This window comes from Kitasatospora sp. NPDC127121 (genome assembly GCF_042677305.1).
In the GTDB taxonomy this organism is placed as follows: Bacteria; Actinomycetota; Actinomycetes; order Streptomycetales; family Streptomycetaceae; genus Kitasatospora.
Genome location: NZ_JBHXTQ010000027.1, coordinates 24,125 through 39,915 on the forward strand (window position 1 = coordinate 24,125; position 15,791 = coordinate 39,915).

Genomic DNA, 15,791 nt, shown 5'->3' on the forward strand with positions numbered 1-15,791 from the left:
CCTCCGGCGGAAGGTACGCCAGGGCAACGTCCGATGTCCCCAGGGGCCACACCCGTCGTCAGCCGGCCGAGCTTGGACTGATGGCTTGGCTAGGCTGTCGGCATGATTCGCGCAGTGGTGTTCGACGTCGGCGAGTGCCTGGTGGACGAGACCCGGGAGTACGGCACCTGGGCGGATTGGCTGGGCGTGCCTCGGCACACCTTCGTGGCACAGTTCGGGGCGGTGATCGCCGAGGGGCGCGACTACCGCGAGGCCTTCCAGGTCTTCCGCCCCGGTTTCGACCTGTACGAGGAACGGGAGAAGCGGGCGGCGGCCGGTCAGCCCGAGACGTTCGGCGAGGAGGATCTGTATCCCGATGTCCGCCCGGCCCTGGCCCGGCTCCGGGCGGACGGCCTCTGGCTGGCCATCGCCGGAAACCAGACCGTGCGGGCCGGGGCGATCCTTCGCCGGCTGTTCTCCGCCGACGTCGACCTGATCGGCACGTCCGACGACTGGGGCGCGAGCAAGCCGGACCCCGCTTTCTTCGAACGAGTCGCCGCAGTGGTTCCGGCTGATCCGGGCGAGATCCTCTACGTCGGCGACCGCCTGGACAACGACGTCCTGCCCGCCGCCCGCGCGGGGATGCAGACCGCGCTGATCCGCCGGGGACCGTGGGGCTGGATTCAGCAGCACGACCCCGCAGTCGACCGCGCGACCCTCCGGATCGACTCGCTCGCCCAGCTGCCGGAGCTGATCGCGAAGGCTAACGCCGGAGCGAACTGAGCGTCGCGGACCACGAGTAGAGGCGGTCGTCGACCCGCCGCGCTCGCCCCGAGCGCGGCGGGCTGAACTGCTTCGGATACCGCGGTTTGTGTCGCCGTCGGACTTACGGGTGGTGCCGCGGCCGGGCCTGCACGGCGGCGGCCTGGTGTCGGCCCGTTGCTGCTGCGCGGCGGTGCGGACTGACCGGGCTACCGAAGGACGCGGACCATGACGGCGTAGAGCGGGGCGTCTTCGAACGGACGGTGCTCGCCGACCTTTTTGTATGCCCAGCGTTCGTACAGTGCCAGGACACGAGGGTGGGTGACGTCGACGTAGAGCACGGCCAGCGCCTCGGCCCGCTCGGACAGCAGTGCATTGTGTGTCTGCTCGGCGATGCCGAGCTTCCGCCAGTCGGGGCGCACCATGACCTCGGACACGGCGAACGTCGACGTGTCGGCGGGCGGCGGCATGTGGGGGCGCCACCACTCGCGGCCGTCTTCCAGCGGGGCGCCGTAGGAGTAGCCGACCGGCTCGTCGGCGTCGTAGGCCATGACACAGCTGTAGCCCGGCCGGGACGTCCAGTGCTTGGCGAACCAGGGGAAGCGCTGGACGAAGGGGTCGTCGGCTTGCTCCCGATAGGCGTCCGCGTGGACGTCGATGAGCAACTGCGTGTGGTCGGCGGGAATGCTGCCGGCCTCGTAGCGGCGGAGGGCTATCGTCACTGGGTGTCTCCCTGGGCGTGGACTCGGTCGGTCCACTCTCGCGTAGCCGCCGAGGTCGGTGCCAGGGTGATCAGGCCGCGGTGGAAGTCGCCGAGGAGAGTGCGCAGCCTCGGCGGAAGCGGGTCGGCGCCCATCAGGGCGTACACGCCGGTGGCGGTGACGATGGCCTGTTCGACTTCTCCTTGTCCGAGCTGGGCAAGCGCGAGGCGGGCGGTGGCGGACGCACGGTTGCGGCGGAACTGTGGGGGGATCCCGGCCAGGGCACGGTGTGATGCGCTCTCGGACTCTGCGCTGTCGTCGAGGTGCTGATGGACGACAGCACTCAGCGCGAACAGTTCGGCCGGCCCGTAGAAGTCGGTCCACGGCGGACGCTCGCGGCTGTCCGCGCGGCCCAGCGCATCACGGGCGTGTCCGAGGCAGCGCAGGGCGGCCTGCCGGTCGCCTGCGGTGGAGTGGGCGATCGCGGCGCGGGCGTGCGCGAGGGAGGCGAGGAACGGGTCGCGGCGGGTTGCCCCGGCGTCCTGGGCGGCTCGGGCGGCTGACAGGGCGGCCGACGGCCTGTTGCGTTGATAGCCCACCATGGAGAGGCAGTTGAAGACTCGCATTGCGGTCACGTGGTCGTTTCCGAGACCGGCGAGGCGCAGAGCCGTCTCGAAATACCGCTCGGCGTCGTCCAAGCGGCGGTCGTCGATGCAGGAGAACCCGGCCGTGGCGGTGTAGTCGGCGGCGAGGCTGTAGAGACGTCGTTGGACGCCGCCGCTGATCGTTTTGTCCACCTTGCTGAGTGCCTGATTGGCGCCGGTCCGCGCGGCCGCCCTCGCTGCGGGCGGTGGCGTAAATGCCGTCGCCGTTCACCCCCGGTGCCTCGATGGGAGGTGCCGCCGTTGCCGCCCGGCTCGTGTGGTGGGTGGTCATCGCTGCTGCCTTGGTGGCGGGATTCGCCGCAGGGCGTGACCGTTGATGGCCACCGGTTGGCGTGGCCGACCGGCCCGCCGAGCTGGTTGCTCGGCGGGCCGGGAGCACCGTCGAGGCGGCAGAGGGATTGGCGTTCAGACGATCTTGCAGGGGGCGTAGGCGTGGCCCAACTTGGTGGCCGCGCCCAGGCGGTGGTTTCCGTCCTGGATGCTGATGACGCCCCCGTCTCGACCGGGAGGGTCCGCCGGGCTGCCTGGGCCTCGGGCGTTGGTCGCCGTGCACCGGACGGTTCCGGCTGTCAGCCGGCGAGCGTGGCGTTGACGAGTGCCTTGATGTAGGGGAGGTCGTTGCCGGTGCCCGTCGGGTTGAGGGAGTACACCACGCGGTGTCGGAGGTCGCGGGTGGCGAAGACGCCGTTGTCCCAGCCGGGGCGGGAGCCGGTCTTGCCCCAGGCGTACTCGCCGTTCGGGAGTTGGTAGCGCATGAGCCCGCCGATGCTGTAGCAGGCCGTTTGGCCGACGCAGTTCGTGTTGTCGGCGGCGTTCGGCACGTTCGGCACCTCGAACACCAGCTTCTGCTGGGCGGGCGGGAGCAGGCGGCCCCGGAACAGCGCGGTGATGAAGTGGTCCAGGTCGGCGGCGGTGGAGACGATGCCTCCCTCGGCCCACGGGTACGGGCTCTGCTCGGTCACGTCCTGTCCGTCGAGGTACACCTCCGCGTGGGGCGAGGGGATGGTCGGGTCGTCGGCGGCGGGCAGGCTGGTGTGGCTCAGGTGCAGCGGCCGGATGATCCTGTGCTCCAGCTCGGTGGTGAGGGAGTGGCCGGTGACCTTCTCGACGATCAGCCCGAGGACCAGGGAGTTGAGCCCGTTGTACTGCTGCTCGGCAGGGGGTGCGGGCGGCACGTCGGTGGCTGTGGCGAACGAGGCACGCAGGAGGTCTTCGGGCGTCACGGACTTGAACTGCCATCCGGGTCCGTCGTCCGGGCCGGGAGTCCGGGCGGGCTTGGGCAGGCCGCTCGTGTGGTCGAGGAGCTGGCGCACGGTGACGCGGTCGTACGCCTCGGGCAGCACCTCGGGGACGTACTGCCGTGCCGGTGTGTCCAGGCCGATCCGGTGCTCGGCGACGAGTTGGAGAGCCACGGTGTTGGTGAACACCTTGGTGACGCTGCCGATCCGGAGGTAGGCGCCGGCGGTGACCGGGCCGGCGGTGGCGTCCACGCCGTCCTGCCTGATGAGCGCGCCCGCAACGACGGCGTCGGGCAGGTGGTCGAGGATGCCCTGGACGGTCGGGTTCACCAGCGCCGGGGCGTTGGAAGCAGGTGTGGCGGCGGCCGCCGGCAGAGCCGCGCCGGTGGTGAGGGCGGTGGCCAGGGCGAGGGTGGTGACGGCGAGACGGATGCTCATCGGGGTTTCTCCGGGGCGGCGTTGACGGACTTGTTGACCTCGTCAACTCTGCTGCGTCCAGCTGCCGTTGCCCATCGGTGATCACCCTGATAACAACCCTGGACTGTCCCTGGGGGCGATCAGACGATCTTTGTTCCTGTCGGGTTGCTCTTACCGGCCCGACGGAGCGCGGCGCTGGAACGTGACGGCGCCGCTCAGGGCAGCAGCGAGACCTGGTAGTGGGCGATGGACCAGTCGTCGGCCGACCGGCGCAGCAGGACGCCGAGGTTGACGGTGAGGGTGGGGCGGTCGGGGAAGGCGAAGTCGACGCCCAGGTACCCGAGCAGGAGGTCGTCGGTGAGGCGGCGGGTCTCCAGGACGTTGTAGGCGGCGGTCATGCCGGGCGGCTGGGAGGCGTAGTACTCGGCGATGCCGGTGCGCCCGACGGTGTACGGGTGGAGGCCCTGGAAGATCGCGTCCTCGGTGAAGCAGTCGGCGACCTGTTCGGGCTGGTGGGCGTCGACGGCGGCCTTCCAGCGGTCGAGGACGGCACGCAGGACGGTTTCGTCGTTCATCGGGCGCCCTCCGGGAGGCCGGGGTCGTTGGGGTGGGGGGAGAGCGGGGTGACGGTGTCCTGGCGCCAGACCCGTAGCGGCATGGAGGTGAGCACCTGCTCCAACCGCTCCTCGTCGGGGGCGTTGAACAGGCCCCAGGTGCGCCATTCGCCGGGGGCGAGTGGCGGGCGCCAGAGCCGCAACAGGACACCTTGGGCGGCGAGTTGGCCCGAGCGCCGCGCCTCGCGGGCCCGGATGTCGGCGATCGCCTCCTCGGTGGTTCCGTCCGGGACGGTGGTCACCATGTCGACCAGGAATTCCATCGGCGTCCTCTCGTACGGGTCTACCGGAGTATCGAGGGGCGCAGGCGCCGGGGGTGCGGAGGCACGCCGGTCACGGCCGGGCGTCGTGGCCGGCGCGCAGGCTGAGGACGGAGCCGGCCAGGAGCAGGCCGACCAGGGTCAGCAGCGGGGCCGTCCAGGAGCCGGTGGCGGTGTGGAGGGCGGCGGTGAGGGCGGGGCCGGTGGCGGCGAGGAGGTAGCCGCAGGTCTGGGCCATGGTGGAGAGCGCGGCGACGTGGTCGTGGTCGGTGCCCCGGCGGGCGAAGAGGACGGCGGCCAGGGCCTGGCCGCCGCCCATGCCGATGCCGAGGATGCCGGCCCAGAGCGGAGCGCCGGTGGCGGGGGCGAGTACGACGCCGAGCAGGCCGAGGACGCAGACGGCCACCACGGCGAGCAGGTGCGGCCGCTGGTCGGCGCGGGCGGCGGCGAGGACGGGGGCGAGGAAGCCGCCGATGGCGAGGCCGAGGATGAGGACGGCCTGGTCGGTGCCGGCGGCGGTGCGGCTGAGGCCGGCGTCGACCAGGATCGAGGGCAGCCAGGCGAGGGTGGCGTAGAAGACCAGGGTCTGGATGCCGAAGAAGGCGGTGAGGCTCCAGGCGAGCGCGGTGCGGCCGACGGGCCGGCGGTGCACCGGCGCGGCGGCGGCTGGTATCCGTCGTTCCACCCGCAGCTGTGGCGCCATGCCCGCCGCCGCGAGGACGGCCGGGAGGATGGCGAGGCCGATCGCGGCCCGCCAGGACCACGCGTCGGCGACCGGCGCGACCAGGGCGGCGACCACGGCCGACCCGGTGCCCATCGCGAGGGCGTAGACGCCCATCATGGTGCCGATCCGCCGGGGTGCGAAGCGGGCCCGGACGAACACCGGGATCAGCACGTTGACGACCGCCACCGCGATGCCCACCAGCACCGTCCCCGCGTAGAGCCCGGGCAGGCCCGCCGTGCGCAGCAGCGCTCCGGCGACGAGCAGCACGCTCGCCCAGAACAGCCCGCGCTCCTCGCCGATCCGCCGCCGGGCGAGGGCGCCGAGCGGTGCGAACAGGCCCATGCACAGCGGGGGCAGCAGCCCGAGCACGGTGACGGTGCCCTGGCCCCAGCCGGCGACTGGCGCGAGCGGTCCGACCTGCCCGAACGCGACCCGGGTGTTGAGGCTGAGCAGGATGAAGCCGACGACGAGCAGCGCGCCGGAGGCGGGGGCGGTGTGGCCGGGTGAGGTCCGGCTGGGGGCGGAGGCGGTGCTGAGCGGCATGAGCGGCGAACCCTTCGCTGCGGCAGGAAGTTAGGCTTGCCTAAGCTTTCACGCTCAAGTGCGCTTGAGTGCAACCCGCCGGCCGTGAACCGTGAAGGAGACGACGCGTGGAGCAGCTCTACTCGATCACCGAGGTCGCGAAGGCCTTCGGCCTCTCCGTCCCCGCCCTGCGCTACTACGAGGACTGCGGCCTGATCGCCCCCGCCGCCCGCCGCGGCCGGGTGCGCCAGTACGACCGGGCGGCCCTGGAACGCCTCGCCCTGGTCCAGCTCTGGCACGTGGACGGCATGATCCCGCTCGCCGGGACGGCCGCCGTGATGGCGAGCGAGCAGGCGGCGGAGCGGAAGGCGCTGCTGGCGGCGCAGCGGGACGAGATGACGGCCCGCGCCCGCCGTCTGGAGCGCGCCGCGGCCGTCCTGACCCACATGCTCGACTGCCACCGCGACCGCCCGCTGGACTGTCCGGTCACCCACGCGCACATCGACGCCCGCGTCGACGCCGCCCTCGCCGGCGAGGAGCTGGCCGACGACTTCCTCCCGCCCGCGACCGGGACCGGGACCGGTTAGCTCAGCACCGCCGGCGTCGGCCCGTCGGGTCGCACGGTGATGCTGTAGGCGGAGCCGGTCGGGACGGAGCGGAACCGCACGGTGTGGGCGGGCAGCAGGAGTTCGAGCAGCGCGGTGGTCTCGCGGACGGCGAACTGGGTGCCGAGGCAGGCGCGGGCGCCGAGGCCGAAGGGGAGGTACGCGCCGAGTTGGGCGGGGCGGGCGCCGGTGGCGGTGAAGCGGGCGGGGTCGAAGCGTTCGGGGTCGGGCCACAGGGCCGGGTCGCGGTGGGTGAGGTAGGGGCAGACCAGGACGTCGGTGCCGGCGGCGATGCGGTGGCCGTCGATCACGTCGTCCTCGACGGCGTGCCGGGGGAGCAGCCAGGCCGGGGGGTAGAGCCGCAGGGCCTCGCTGACCAGGGCCTGCGGGTCCGCGCCGCGCGCTTCGGGGTGGCGGTCGAGGAGGAGGAAGAGCCAGGTGAGGGTGGTGGCGGTGGTCTCGTGCCCGGCGACGAGCAGGGTGACGAGTTCGTCGCGGATCAACCGGTCGGTGTACTCGGGGTGTTGGGCCGCGGCGTCGAGCAGGACCCGCAGCACGCCGGGCTCCTCGACGTCGGTCGCCGAGCGGGCCGCGTCGATGGCGGCCAGCGCGACGGCGTCGATCCGGGCGAGGTCGGCGGCGACGGCGTCCCGGGCGTCCCCGGCGTCCGTGGGCAGGGTCGGCATGGCCGCCACCACCCGTTCCACGGAGCGGAGTTCATGGTCGGTGCGGTCGTCCAGCGGCAGCCCGGTGAGGGCCCGCCAGACGGTGTCGAGGGCGAATCCGCGCATCTCCTCGCCGAGGTCGAAGGTCTCGCCGGTGCGCGCGTACCCCTCCCAGCGGTCGGCTGTCCGGCGGGCGGCGGCGGCGATCCGCTGCTCGTAGCGGCGCATCCCGGTGCCGGTGAACTGGGACTGCAGCAGCCGCCGTTGACGTTTCCAGGCGTCTCCGGTGGCGGAGAGCACGCCGTCGCCGACCAGCATCCGCGCGCGGTGCGAGCGCTTGACGTAGCGGTCGGGGTGGCGGCCGAGCACGTGCTGTACGGCGGCCGGGTCGGTGACCAGCACGGTGGGCGTGGGGCCGAGCCGGAAGGCGGCGATGCCGCCGATGCCGCGCTGCGCCCGGGCGAGCAGGTCGATGAGGTCGGCCTCCTCGGTGCGCCACTGCTCGACGGCCTCGGCGGCCAGCTCCGGTACGGGGCGGGTGTCGGTGGTCACGGGTGTTCTCCTCGGGGCGGCTGACGGTCCGTCGGCTCCGACTCTACGGACTCCGGGCCAGGGCTGCGCCGAACGGGTTTCCCGGCCGGCCGCCGCCCGCGCGGCAGCCGGCACACCGTGTGCGAACCGGTACGGTGCGGCGGGGCCGGTCGGCCCCGGCTCGCTGCGCGGATGGGAGAACGCATGTCCGGGACCAGGCACCTCGAAGGCGGCGCGACGGGACGAGCGGCCCGATGGCTGGCAGGCGCCCTGCTCGTCCCGGCCCTCGCGGCCTGCTCCGGTGGAGGCGGTGGGGGAGGCGGCACCGCCACCGTCCCGACCGGCCAGGGTGGAGGCGGCTCGTCAGGTCAGAACGGCGGCTCGTCGGGCCAGAACGGCGGCTCGTCGGGCCAGAACGGCGGCCCGGGTGGGACGGAGGACGCGCGGACCAAGGGGGGCGGGGGCGGCGGGGGGTTCGCGGACGCGGGTGAGGTGTCGGCGTCCGCCACGGGTGTCGGGGTCTACGCCTCCGTGACGCTGCGGAGCACGTCCACCAAGACCTTCACGGCCGTCCTCAGCCAGGTCACCGACTGCTCGGAGGGTGCCGCGCCCGCGACGCCGCCGAGCAAGGAGGTCACCGTGACCGGGGGCCGCAGCGCGCCGCAGCAGTTCGTCCTGGCGACCGACAGCGCGACCGGGCGGCCGCTCTGTCTGACCGTGACCGTCGACGGCGAGAGCAGGTACATCAGGGCCGAGGGCCTGATCAAGGGCTCGGAGGGAGGCGGCGGCACCGGGACCCCGAACAGCGGCGGCACCGGGCTCCCGACCGGCGGAGGCGGCACCGGAACTCCCACCGGGAGCACACCCTGAGCGGGTGGACGGCGGGGGAGCCGGCCGACGGCGAACCGAAGCCGCCGGAGGCTCCCCGGTTCAACTGGGTCGGCTTCCTGGCCTCGGTCCTCGGCCCGACCACCTTCGTGACCGCGTTGGTCTTCTTCCTCGGTTTCGCCTACACCGACTCCTTCTACCACTACTTCGGGCTGGACGCCGCCACGCTCGGTTTCGGGACGCCGGACCTCCTGCTCCGGGGCTCCCCAGCGCTTTACCTCCCGGTCGGGGGCCTGCTCTTCGGGGTGCTGCTGGTCGCGCTCGCCTACCACCTCGCGACCAGGCGGGGCGCCTCGCGCTGGGTCCGCCCGGCCTGCGTGCTGATCGCGGCGGCCGTGGCCCCGTTGCTGGTCCTGGGCTTCCTCGCCGGCTTCGGGGCGATCGACCTCGGCCAGTACGCCGTCCCGCTGCTGATCGGCGGTGCCCTGCTGCTCGCCGTGCTGGCCCGGTTGTTGTTCGCGCGCGTCACCGGGAGCCCGTACCCGCTCCCGGGCGAGCGCGCGGCCGTCGTCGTGACCGTGGCGATCGTCGTGCTGTGCTCGTTCTGGGCGGCCACCGGGTACGCCCACGCGAAGGGGACGGAGGACGCCCGCCGGTTGAGTGCGCGGCTCTACCAGCGCCCGGCGATGATCGTGGACACCACGGAACGCCTCTACCTGGCCTGGCCCGCGGTGCAGGAGTACGCGTTGGCCGACGCCGGGCAGGGGCAGCGCTTCCGCTACCGCTACCACGGGTTCCGGCTGCTGGCGCAGTCCGGCGCCCGGATGGTCCTCATCCCGCGCGACTGGACCTGGGACACCGGCAACGTCCTGGTCCTGCCGCTCGACACCAACGTCCGGGTGACCTTCCACCCTGGGTGAGGCCCGGCTGAGGCCCGGTTGAGGCCCGGGGGTGCGTCCGGCGCACAGCTGCGCCGCGATCCGTCCCCCTCGACGGACCGCGGCGCAGCGGCTTACGGGGTGTCAGGCGGGTGCCCTACGGGTCACACGGCCTGCCACAGGGCGGGGACGATGGGCGGCTCCCAGCCGACCTGGGCGGTGTGACCCTGGATGCAGCGGTAGCTGACCCCGTTGTAGGTCACGACGTCGCCCGCCTGGTAGGTGGTGCCGGGCGTCCAGGTGCCGCCGGGGTTGGTCGGGCCGTTGCCCACGACCAGCGAGAAGCTGGTGCTGTGGGTGGCGGTGCCGGTGCCGGTGAGCGTGATGCTGTAGGTGCCGGCCGCCGTGTTCGCGGCGGTCGCGATGGTCAGCGAGGCCGAGGCGCCGGACTGCACCGAGGACGGGCTGAAGGAGACCGTCACGCCCGCCGGGGCGCCGGAGGCGGTCAGGTTGACCGTCTGGGCGGAGCCGGAGGTGGTGGCGGTGGAGACCGTCGCGGTGGCCGAGTCGCCGGGGTTGACGGTGGCGGTGGCCGGGTTCACCGCGAGGGAGAAGTCGTTGGCGGGGGTGGTGCCGCCGACGGAGGTCTTCCAGATGGTGTAGGCCACGCCGTCGGCGCTGCGGTTCAGCGCGGTCGGGTCGATGTTGCTGGTGGTGTCGCAGGACTGGTGGTAGCAGGAGTCGTACGAACGGCCCGCGCTGCCGCCCCACTTGGTCGCCTGGCCGGAGGTCTTGACGGCGTCGGCGCCGGCCGCGTAGCCGGAGGTGGGGATGCCGGCCTGCTGGAAGGAGTAGTCGTCCGAGCGGCCCTGGCCCTCGACGTTCTCCTCCGGCTGGAGGTTGAGGGAGTCCCAGTAGGCCTTCATCGGCGCGGAGGCGGCGGAGGTGATGTTGTTGATGAAGTAGCCGGCGTTGGGCGAGCCGACCATGTCGAAGTTGTAGTAGGACTTGATCGCGGAGCGCTGGGTGGAGCTCAGCTGGCCGACGTAGGACTGCGAGCCCTGGAGGCCCTGCTCCTCACCGGTCCACCAGGCGAACCGGACGTGCCGGGTCAGGGTGGGGTTCTGCTGGGCGAGGACGAGGGCGTTCTCCAGCAGGGTGGCCGAGCCGGAGCCGTTGTCGTTGATGCCGGGGCCGGCCGAGACGCTGTCCAGGTGGGCGCCGAACATGGTGACCTGGTCGGCGGGGCCGCCGGGCCAGTCGGCGATCAGGTTGTTGGACTGGTAGGTGCAGGAGGTGCAGGTCTGCTCGGTCACGGTGTAGCCGGCGGCCTGCAGCTTGCCCTTGATGTACGCCACGGACTGGCTGTGCCCGGCGCTGCCGGCCCGGCGGTTGCCGCCGTTCTGGTTGGCGATGGTGTTCAGCTGGGTCAGGTGGGCCTGGACCTTGGCGACGTCGATGTCGGGCGCGGGCCCGCCGGGGGTGCCCCCGCCGCCGACGGTCAGGGTGTACTGGGCGGTGTGGGTGGCCGCGCCGGCGGTGCCGGTGACGGTGATCACGTACGTCCCGGCCGGGGCGCCCGAGGAGGCCGACAGGGTCAGCGTCGCGGACGAACCCGTCTGCACGGAGGAGGGGTTGAGCGTCGCGGTGACCCCGGTCGGGGCGCCCGAGGCGGTCAGGTTGACGGTCTGCGCGGTGCCCGAGGTGACGGCGGTGGAGACCGTCGCCGTGGTCGAGGCGCCGGGCTGGACGGAACCGGAGGCCGGGCCGAGCGCGAGCGAGAAGTCGTTGTTGCCGGACGGGGTGCAGGTCGGGTCGCCGCTCTGCGCGGGCACGCTGATCGCGTCCCAGGCGGCCTTGGTCCGGTTGAAGTAGTTGCAGGTCGGGTCGAGGTTCTTGGCGGCGGTCAGGGTGGTGGTGCGGTACCGCTTGTAGGTCATGCCGCTGGTCTTGAGCAGCATGCCGCCGTAGAAGACCTGGCCGGCCTGCTTGACGCCGATGCCGGTGACCGAGGAGTTGTTGCAGGTGGGGCTGGACGGCTTGCCGCCGCCCGGGTTGGAGCCCATCGACAGGAGGTAGAACCAGTGGTTCAGCGGGCCGGCCGCCGCGTGCACCTCGGTGCTGGGGATGGAGGAGGAGTAGCAGTTCGGGTCGTTGTTGACCAGTGAGGGCTGGTAGAGGTTGCGGATCGGCCCCTGGCCGACCAGGTTGACCTGCCGGCCGACCTGGTAGTCGGGGTAGTCGTAGGGCGCGGGCTGGTTGGCGTACTCCTTGGTGAGCGCGCCGAAGATGTCGCCGGTGCCCTCGCCCAGGCCGTTCTCGTTGTTGGCGCCGCCGGGGGTGTACTGGTCGATGCCGTGGCCGAACTCGTGGCCGACGACGTCCTGGGCGGCGATCCACTCGTTGTTCTGGTTGTGGCCGATGGAGATGGAGCTGCCGTCCCAGTAGGCGTTGACGTCGTTGAGGCCGACCTTGACCGGCCAGCTGCCGCCGTTGCCGTTGTGGCCGTTGCGACCGAGCCAGTCGCGGAGCATGTCCCATTCCTTCTGGGCCGCCCACATGGCGTCGGCGCAGCCGGTCTCCTTGCTGGAGGGGTTGCCGGTGCCCCAGGAGTCGGAGGACTTGCTGAACACCTGGCCGCTGCTGTAGTCGGAGCAGGTCAGGCCGGGCCGGTTCGGGTCGCGCAGCGAGTACGAGCCGCCGGAGTTGGTGGTGCTGATGGTCAGCGGGCCGGGGCCGTTCCACTTGCTGTTGATGGTGCCGGCCCGGACATCGTCGTAGCTGTCGATCACCTCGCCGCTGGCGGCGTCCACGAAGACGTGCAACGTGCTCGGTGCGCTCTCGGTACGGCCCTTGAGGACGGTCTCCCAGGCGAGCCGGCTCGCGCCGTCCTTGACCCGGACGACCAGGCGGCGCTCGGCCACCGAGTCCACCGCGGCCAGCTTGGTGCGCGCGGTCTTCTCCGCGTTCGCCGCGCTGACCTGCGGGGTTATCGAGCCGCCGACCGGCCCGGTGGCGGCCGACTGGAGGCCGCGGACCTTGCCCTGGCCGTCGGCGAGCACCACGGCGTCGCCGCCGACCACCGGCAGGCCGCGGTAGCTGCGGTCGTACGCGACGGAGTAGAGGCCGCCGAGCCAGGGGGTGACGGCCCGGCGCTCGTAGGTCTCGCCGGGGCCCTTGGCCAGTGCGTCCAGGCCGGCGGCCGCGGCCGCGTCGGCGGCGTTGACGGCTGCCGCGAGGGCGCTGGGTGGTGCGGGAGAGGGGGTGGGCGCGGCGGTGGCCGGCCCGGCCGTGGCGGCGATCATGCCGGCCAGCACGGTCAGGGTGGTCGCCGTGGTCAGCAACCGTCCTGTGGAAACTCTGCGTTGCATCGAGGCTCCTAGCATGTGGGGGCCCTCGACCGCGGACGGCATGGCTGGTGGCGCACCGCAGGGCCGTGTCTGGGGGACGGCCGTGCGGGCCGTCCGCGTTCGGGTGCCGGAACCCTCACACGGCGTCATGCTCTGGTCAATGGCTGGTGCACGCGATGCATAGGGTTGGCAAATTCCGTCAAGCTGGGCTTTTGCCCGAGTGGTTGAGACCACCTCATGTACGGACCGGGTGTCATCGAGTACCGTCCTGATGGTCGGAAGGTTGGCGAGGGCCCGGGGGAAGCGACCGGAGGAGGCAGCCGTGCACCGGAACCGCGTGGCCGTGGCACCGGCGTCCGCACCTCCGTTCCCATCTCCGTCCCCACCCGTCGCCCCGCCCGCCCAGGAGCTCGGCGCCTGGCGGGACTTCGGCGCCCGGCTGCGCCACTGGCGGCGCCGGGCCGGCCTCACCCAGGCCCAACTCGGCGCCGGCATCGGCTACGACCACACCGCGGTGAGCAAGATCGAGCACGGCGCCCGCCGGGTCACCCCCCGGATCGCCGACCGGATCGACGAACTCCTCGGTGCGGGCGGTGACTTGCGGGCCGCCTGCCAGCGGGCCGAGACCGCCGAACTGCCCTCCCTGGCGCCCCTCGCGCCCGCCCTGCTGCGGCCCCCGCTGCCCACGGCGGCCGTGAACGGGCCCGGCGGCCCGGCCCGCTGGAGCGCCCCCGCCCAGCCGCCGCCCCGGCTGCCTGACTACGGCCTGCTCTGCCCGCTGCACGGCGCCGACGGCTGCGACGTCCCCGACCCGGTCGAACTCGCCGCGCTGCACGCCGAGTTCTGCGCCGCGAACCCGGCCGCCGCACCGCCCCTGGACGCCGCCACCGCACACGCCCTCACCGGGCTGCTCGCCGCCCACCTGCGTTCCGGCGAGGCCGGCGGCCTGCCGGGCCTGGCCGCCGCCGTCGAACGCACCTTGCAGGCCGTGCTCGCCCGGCTCGCCGCCGCCCCCGCCGCGCAGCGCCGCCCGCTCGCCCGGCTGGCCGCCGAGCACGCGCACGCCGCGGGCGCGCTGCGGATGCAGGACGGCCGCAACGCCACCGCGATGGCCTGCTTCGACCGCGCGCTCGCCTGGGCGGAGCTCGCCGGGGACCAGGCCACCCAGGTCGCCGCGTTGAGCGACATGAGCACCCTCGCCCGGATGGACGGCGACCCGGCCGCCGCCCTCGGCTACGCCCGGGAGACCGGCCGCGCCGCCCCCGGCCGGCACTGGGCCGGCGCGATGGGCCAGATCGGCCAGGCCCGTGCGCACGCCCTGACCGGCGACGTCCGGGCCACCATCCGGCACCTCGGCCGCGCCCGGCTGCACCTGGACCACATCGGCGCCCGGGACGAGGACGACGCGCCCTGGCTCTCCATCGCCTCGATGCGGCTGCGGGTGGAGTCCGGCGCGGCCGCCGCGCTGCGCGACCTCGCCGCGGTCGTCGACGACCCCCGGCTGGCCCGCCGTGCGCTGACCGCCGCCGAGACCGCGCTCGGCCTGCTCGGCCCGGCCCAGCTCCCCTCCAGCCGGCTCCTGTTCACCGTCCGGGTGGCGGACTGCCACGCCTGCGCGCACGACCCGCAGACGGCCGTCCAACTGCTCGGGCCCGCCCTGGAGACCGCCCCGGCGGCGGCCCTGCCGGCCCTGGTCGGGTACGAGCTGCGCGGCCTGCGCGACCGCCTCGCGGCGTACCGGCCGGACGCGGCGTGGCGGCTGGCGGAGCTGGCGGGATCCTGACGGGCGCCGCCGCCCGCGCTGCCCACCCCGCCCACGCCCGCGCTGCCCACCCCGCCCACGCCCGCGCGCCCGGTTCGCGCTCGCCCCGTGCCACCCGCGCCGCCCTCGCGGGACCGGTGGCCGGATCCGGGTCCGGACCGCACCCCGCCACAGGGGGGCGTGCGACCTCGCCCGGCGCGAAACCGGCCTCGCTGCGCTCCGGTTTCTCCAGTGCCTACGAACAAACGCGCCCCTTTCGCGCCGCCCTAGCGTCAACTTCGTGCGCGGATCTTCCTCCGATCGGGTTATTTATGGCGTTAACACGTCGAATGACTGCCGCAGCTGACCGCTCCCGCTAGAGTCTCTGACGTTTCCAGTCATTAGTTCGCGAATAACCAAGGGGGCGCGTGCTGTCCGCCATTGCACGCCGGCTCGCTCATCCGCTTCTGCTCCTGGGGGTGCTGTGCACGGCCGTCGCCACACTGCACTTCCACTGGGAGCCCGACCGGGTCTCCCCCCTCGTGCTGGTCGGCGTCCTCGGGTACCTGGCGGTACTGGAGCGGGTGATCCCGTACCGGACCGACTGGCATCCGAGCGGGCGTGAACTGCGCTGGTACACCGTGTACTTCGTGCTGAGCATGGTCGGCGGTGCGGTCGCGGTGGGGCTGGTGACGGCGCTGGTGCAGGTGCTCGGGGCGGCCCGTCCGGCGCTCCCGTTCGCCGTGGAGATCCCGCTCGCGCTGCTGGTCGGCTCGCTCGGCGACTACCTCGTCCACCGCTGGTCCCATCACAACCGGTGGCTCTGGCGCCTGCACGGCGTCCACCACGTGCCGGACAAGGTGAATGTCGCGAACAACGGCGTGAACCATATTCTCGACGTGTTCGTCGCGCAGTCCGTGGTGCAACTCTTGTTGTCGCTGATCGGCTTCTCGGCGGAATCCGTGTTCGTGGTCGGAATATTCATTCTTGCGCAGGGGTATTTCGTTCACGCGAACATCGACGTCCGCCTCGGGCTCCTCGGCCACCTGCTGGCCGGCCCCGAGCTCCACCGACTGCACCACAGCACCGACCTCGCTGAGGCCGGGCACTACGCCTCCGACCTCTCGCTGTGGGACCACGTGTTCGGCAGCTTCACCTGGCGCCCCGGCCGGGTGCCCACCGCCGTCGGCCTCGCCGATCCGGCCGCCTTCCCGGCCACCGGCGAAGTGGGCGCCACCCTGCTGCACCCCTGGCGCCAGGTGAAGGCCACCGAGCCGTCCGTCTGACCCTGCCCGCGAGGCCGCTCTTCCT

At 73.0% G+C, this 15,791-nt stretch carries 14 protein-coding genes; 6 read left to right on the forward strand and 8 right to left on the reverse strand.

Features of this window, described 5'->3' with window-relative positions; all coding sequences use genetic code 11:
• Positions 1–102 precede the first annotated feature (102 nt).
• Positions 103–762 (forward strand): HAD family hydrolase, encoded by a 660-nt coding sequence (locus ACFVHI_RS16080; protein ID WP_380339580.1) that lies wholly within the window; start codon positions 103–105, stop codon positions 760–762.
• A gap of 188 nt (positions 763–950) precedes the next feature.
• Here the strand turns inward: ACFVHI_RS16080 and ACFVHI_RS16085 are convergent, their stop codons facing one another.
• The 6 genes from ACFVHI_RS16085 to ACFVHI_RS16110 form a co-directional block, all read right to left on the reverse strand.
• On the reverse strand, positions 951–1,463 hold the full coding sequence (locus ACFVHI_RS16085; RefSeq protein ID WP_063346395.1) for a GNAT family N-acetyltransferase: 513 nt from the start codon (positions 1,461–1,463) through the stop codon (positions 951–953).
• Positions 1,460–2,239 (reverse strand): hypothetical protein, encoded by a 780-nt coding sequence (locus tag ACFVHI_RS16090; protein WP_380339583.1) that lies wholly within the window; start codon positions 2,237–2,239, stop codon positions 1,460–1,462. The genes ACFVHI_RS16085 and ACFVHI_RS16090 overlap by 4 nt, the downstream gene beginning before the upstream one ends.
• A 437-nt stretch (positions 2,240–2,676) precedes the next feature.
• Positions 2,677–3,783, reverse strand: a complete 1,107-nt coding sequence (locus tag ACFVHI_RS16095) for a serine hydrolase domain-containing protein (protein WP_380339586.1) — start codon at positions 3,781–3,783, stop codon at positions 2,677–2,679.
• Positions 3,784–3,977: 194 nt separating this feature from the next.
• Positions 3,978–4,337, reverse strand: a complete 360-nt coding sequence (locus ACFVHI_RS16100) for an SgcJ/EcaC family oxidoreductase (protein WP_380339589.1) — start codon at positions 4,335–4,337, stop codon at positions 3,978–3,980.
• A complete protein-coding gene (locus ACFVHI_RS16105) occupies positions 4,334–4,639 on the reverse strand; it encodes a muconolactone Delta-isomerase family protein (RefSeq protein WP_380339592.1) in 306 nt (101 codons plus the stop codon). The genes ACFVHI_RS16100 and ACFVHI_RS16105 overlap by 4 nt, the downstream gene beginning before the upstream one ends.
• Positions 4,640–4,709: 70 nt before the next feature.
• Entirely contained in the window at positions 4,710–5,903 is a 1,194-nt protein-coding gene (locus ACFVHI_RS16110; RefSeq protein WP_380339595.1) for an MFS transporter, read from the reverse strand.
• 107 nt (positions 5,904–6,010) lie between these two features.
• Between ACFVHI_RS16110 and ACFVHI_RS16115 the strand changes: the two genes are divergently transcribed.
• On the forward strand, positions 6,011–6,469 hold the full coding sequence (locus ACFVHI_RS16115) for a MerR family transcriptional regulator (RefSeq protein ID WP_063346388.1): 459 nt from the start codon (positions 6,011–6,013) through the stop codon (positions 6,467–6,469).
• Here ACFVHI_RS16115 and ACFVHI_RS16120 read toward each other — a convergent pair.
• Positions 6,466–7,704: a cytochrome P450 gene (locus tag ACFVHI_RS16120; protein WP_363369546.1), complete on the reverse strand. Its 1,239-nt coding sequence runs from the start codon at positions 7,702–7,704 to the stop codon at positions 6,466–6,468. The two genes, ACFVHI_RS16115 and ACFVHI_RS16120, sit on opposite strands and share 4 nt — an antisense overlap.
• Positions 7,705–7,887: 183 nt before the next feature.
• Here ACFVHI_RS16120 and ACFVHI_RS16125 point away from each other — a divergent pair, with 183 nt between their 5' ends.
• Positions 7,888–8,553, forward strand: coding sequence for a hypothetical protein (locus ACFVHI_RS16125; RefSeq protein ID WP_380339600.1), 666 nt, complete (start codon positions 7,888–7,890; stop codon positions 8,551–8,553).
• Between the two features lie 107 nt (positions 8,554–8,660).
• Positions 8,661–9,431 carry a hypothetical protein gene (locus ACFVHI_RS16130; RefSeq protein ID WP_380339602.1) on the forward strand — a complete coding sequence of 257 codons (771 nt, stop codon included), beginning with the start codon at positions 8,661–8,663 and terminating at the stop codon, positions 9,429–9,431.
• 122 nt (positions 9,432–9,553) lie between these two features.
• Here ACFVHI_RS16130 and ACFVHI_RS16135 read toward each other — a convergent pair whose 3' ends face one another.
• A complete protein-coding gene (locus ACFVHI_RS16135) occupies positions 9,554–12,760 on the reverse strand; it encodes a M28 family peptidase (protein WP_380339605.1) in 3,207 nt (1,068 codons plus the stop codon).
• 301 nt (positions 12,761–13,061) lie between these two features.
• On the opposite strand from ACFVHI_RS16135, the gene ACFVHI_RS16140 reads away from it, so the two are divergent.
• Together ACFVHI_RS16140 and ACFVHI_RS16145 are read left to right on the forward strand one after the other, a co-directional pair.
• A complete protein-coding gene (locus ACFVHI_RS16140) occupies positions 13,062–14,522 on the forward strand; it encodes a helix-turn-helix domain-containing protein (RefSeq protein WP_380339608.1) in 1,461 nt (486 codons plus the stop codon).
• A 386-nt stretch (positions 14,523–14,908) separates the two neighbouring features.
• Positions 14,909–15,766, forward strand: a complete 858-nt coding sequence (locus ACFVHI_RS16145; protein WP_380339611.1) for a sterol desaturase family protein — start codon at positions 14,909–14,911, stop codon at positions 15,764–15,766.
• Positions 15,767–15,791 lie beyond the last annotated feature (25 nt).

Coding starts and splice junctions, on each gene's coding strand:
- ACFVHI_RS16080 (WP_380339580.1), top strand. CDS start 103: ATGATTCGCGCAGTGGTGTTCGACGTCGGCGAGTGCCTGGTGGACGAG.
- ACFVHI_RS16125 (WP_380339600.1), top strand. CDS start 7,888: ATGTCCGGGACCAGGCACCTCGAAGGCGGCGCGACGGGACGAGCGGCC.
- ACFVHI_RS16105 (WP_380339592.1), bottom strand. CDS start 4,639: ATGGAATTCCTGGTCGACATGGTGACCACCGTCCCGGACGGAACCACC.
- ACFVHI_RS16135 (WP_380339605.1), bottom strand. CDS start 12,760: ATGCAACGCAGAGTTTCCACAGGACGGTTGCTGACCACGGCGACCACC.
- ACFVHI_RS16095 (WP_380339586.1), bottom strand. CDS start 3,783: ATGAGCATCCGTCTCGCCGTCACCACCCTCGCCCTGGCCACCGCCCTC.
- ACFVHI_RS16100 (WP_380339589.1), bottom strand. CDS start 4,337: ATGAACGACGAAACCGTCCTGCGTGCCGTCCTCGACCGCTGGAAGGCC.
- ACFVHI_RS16110 (WP_380339595.1), bottom strand. CDS start 5,903: ATGCCGCTCAGCACCGCCTCCGCCCCCAGCCGGACCTCACCCGGCCAC.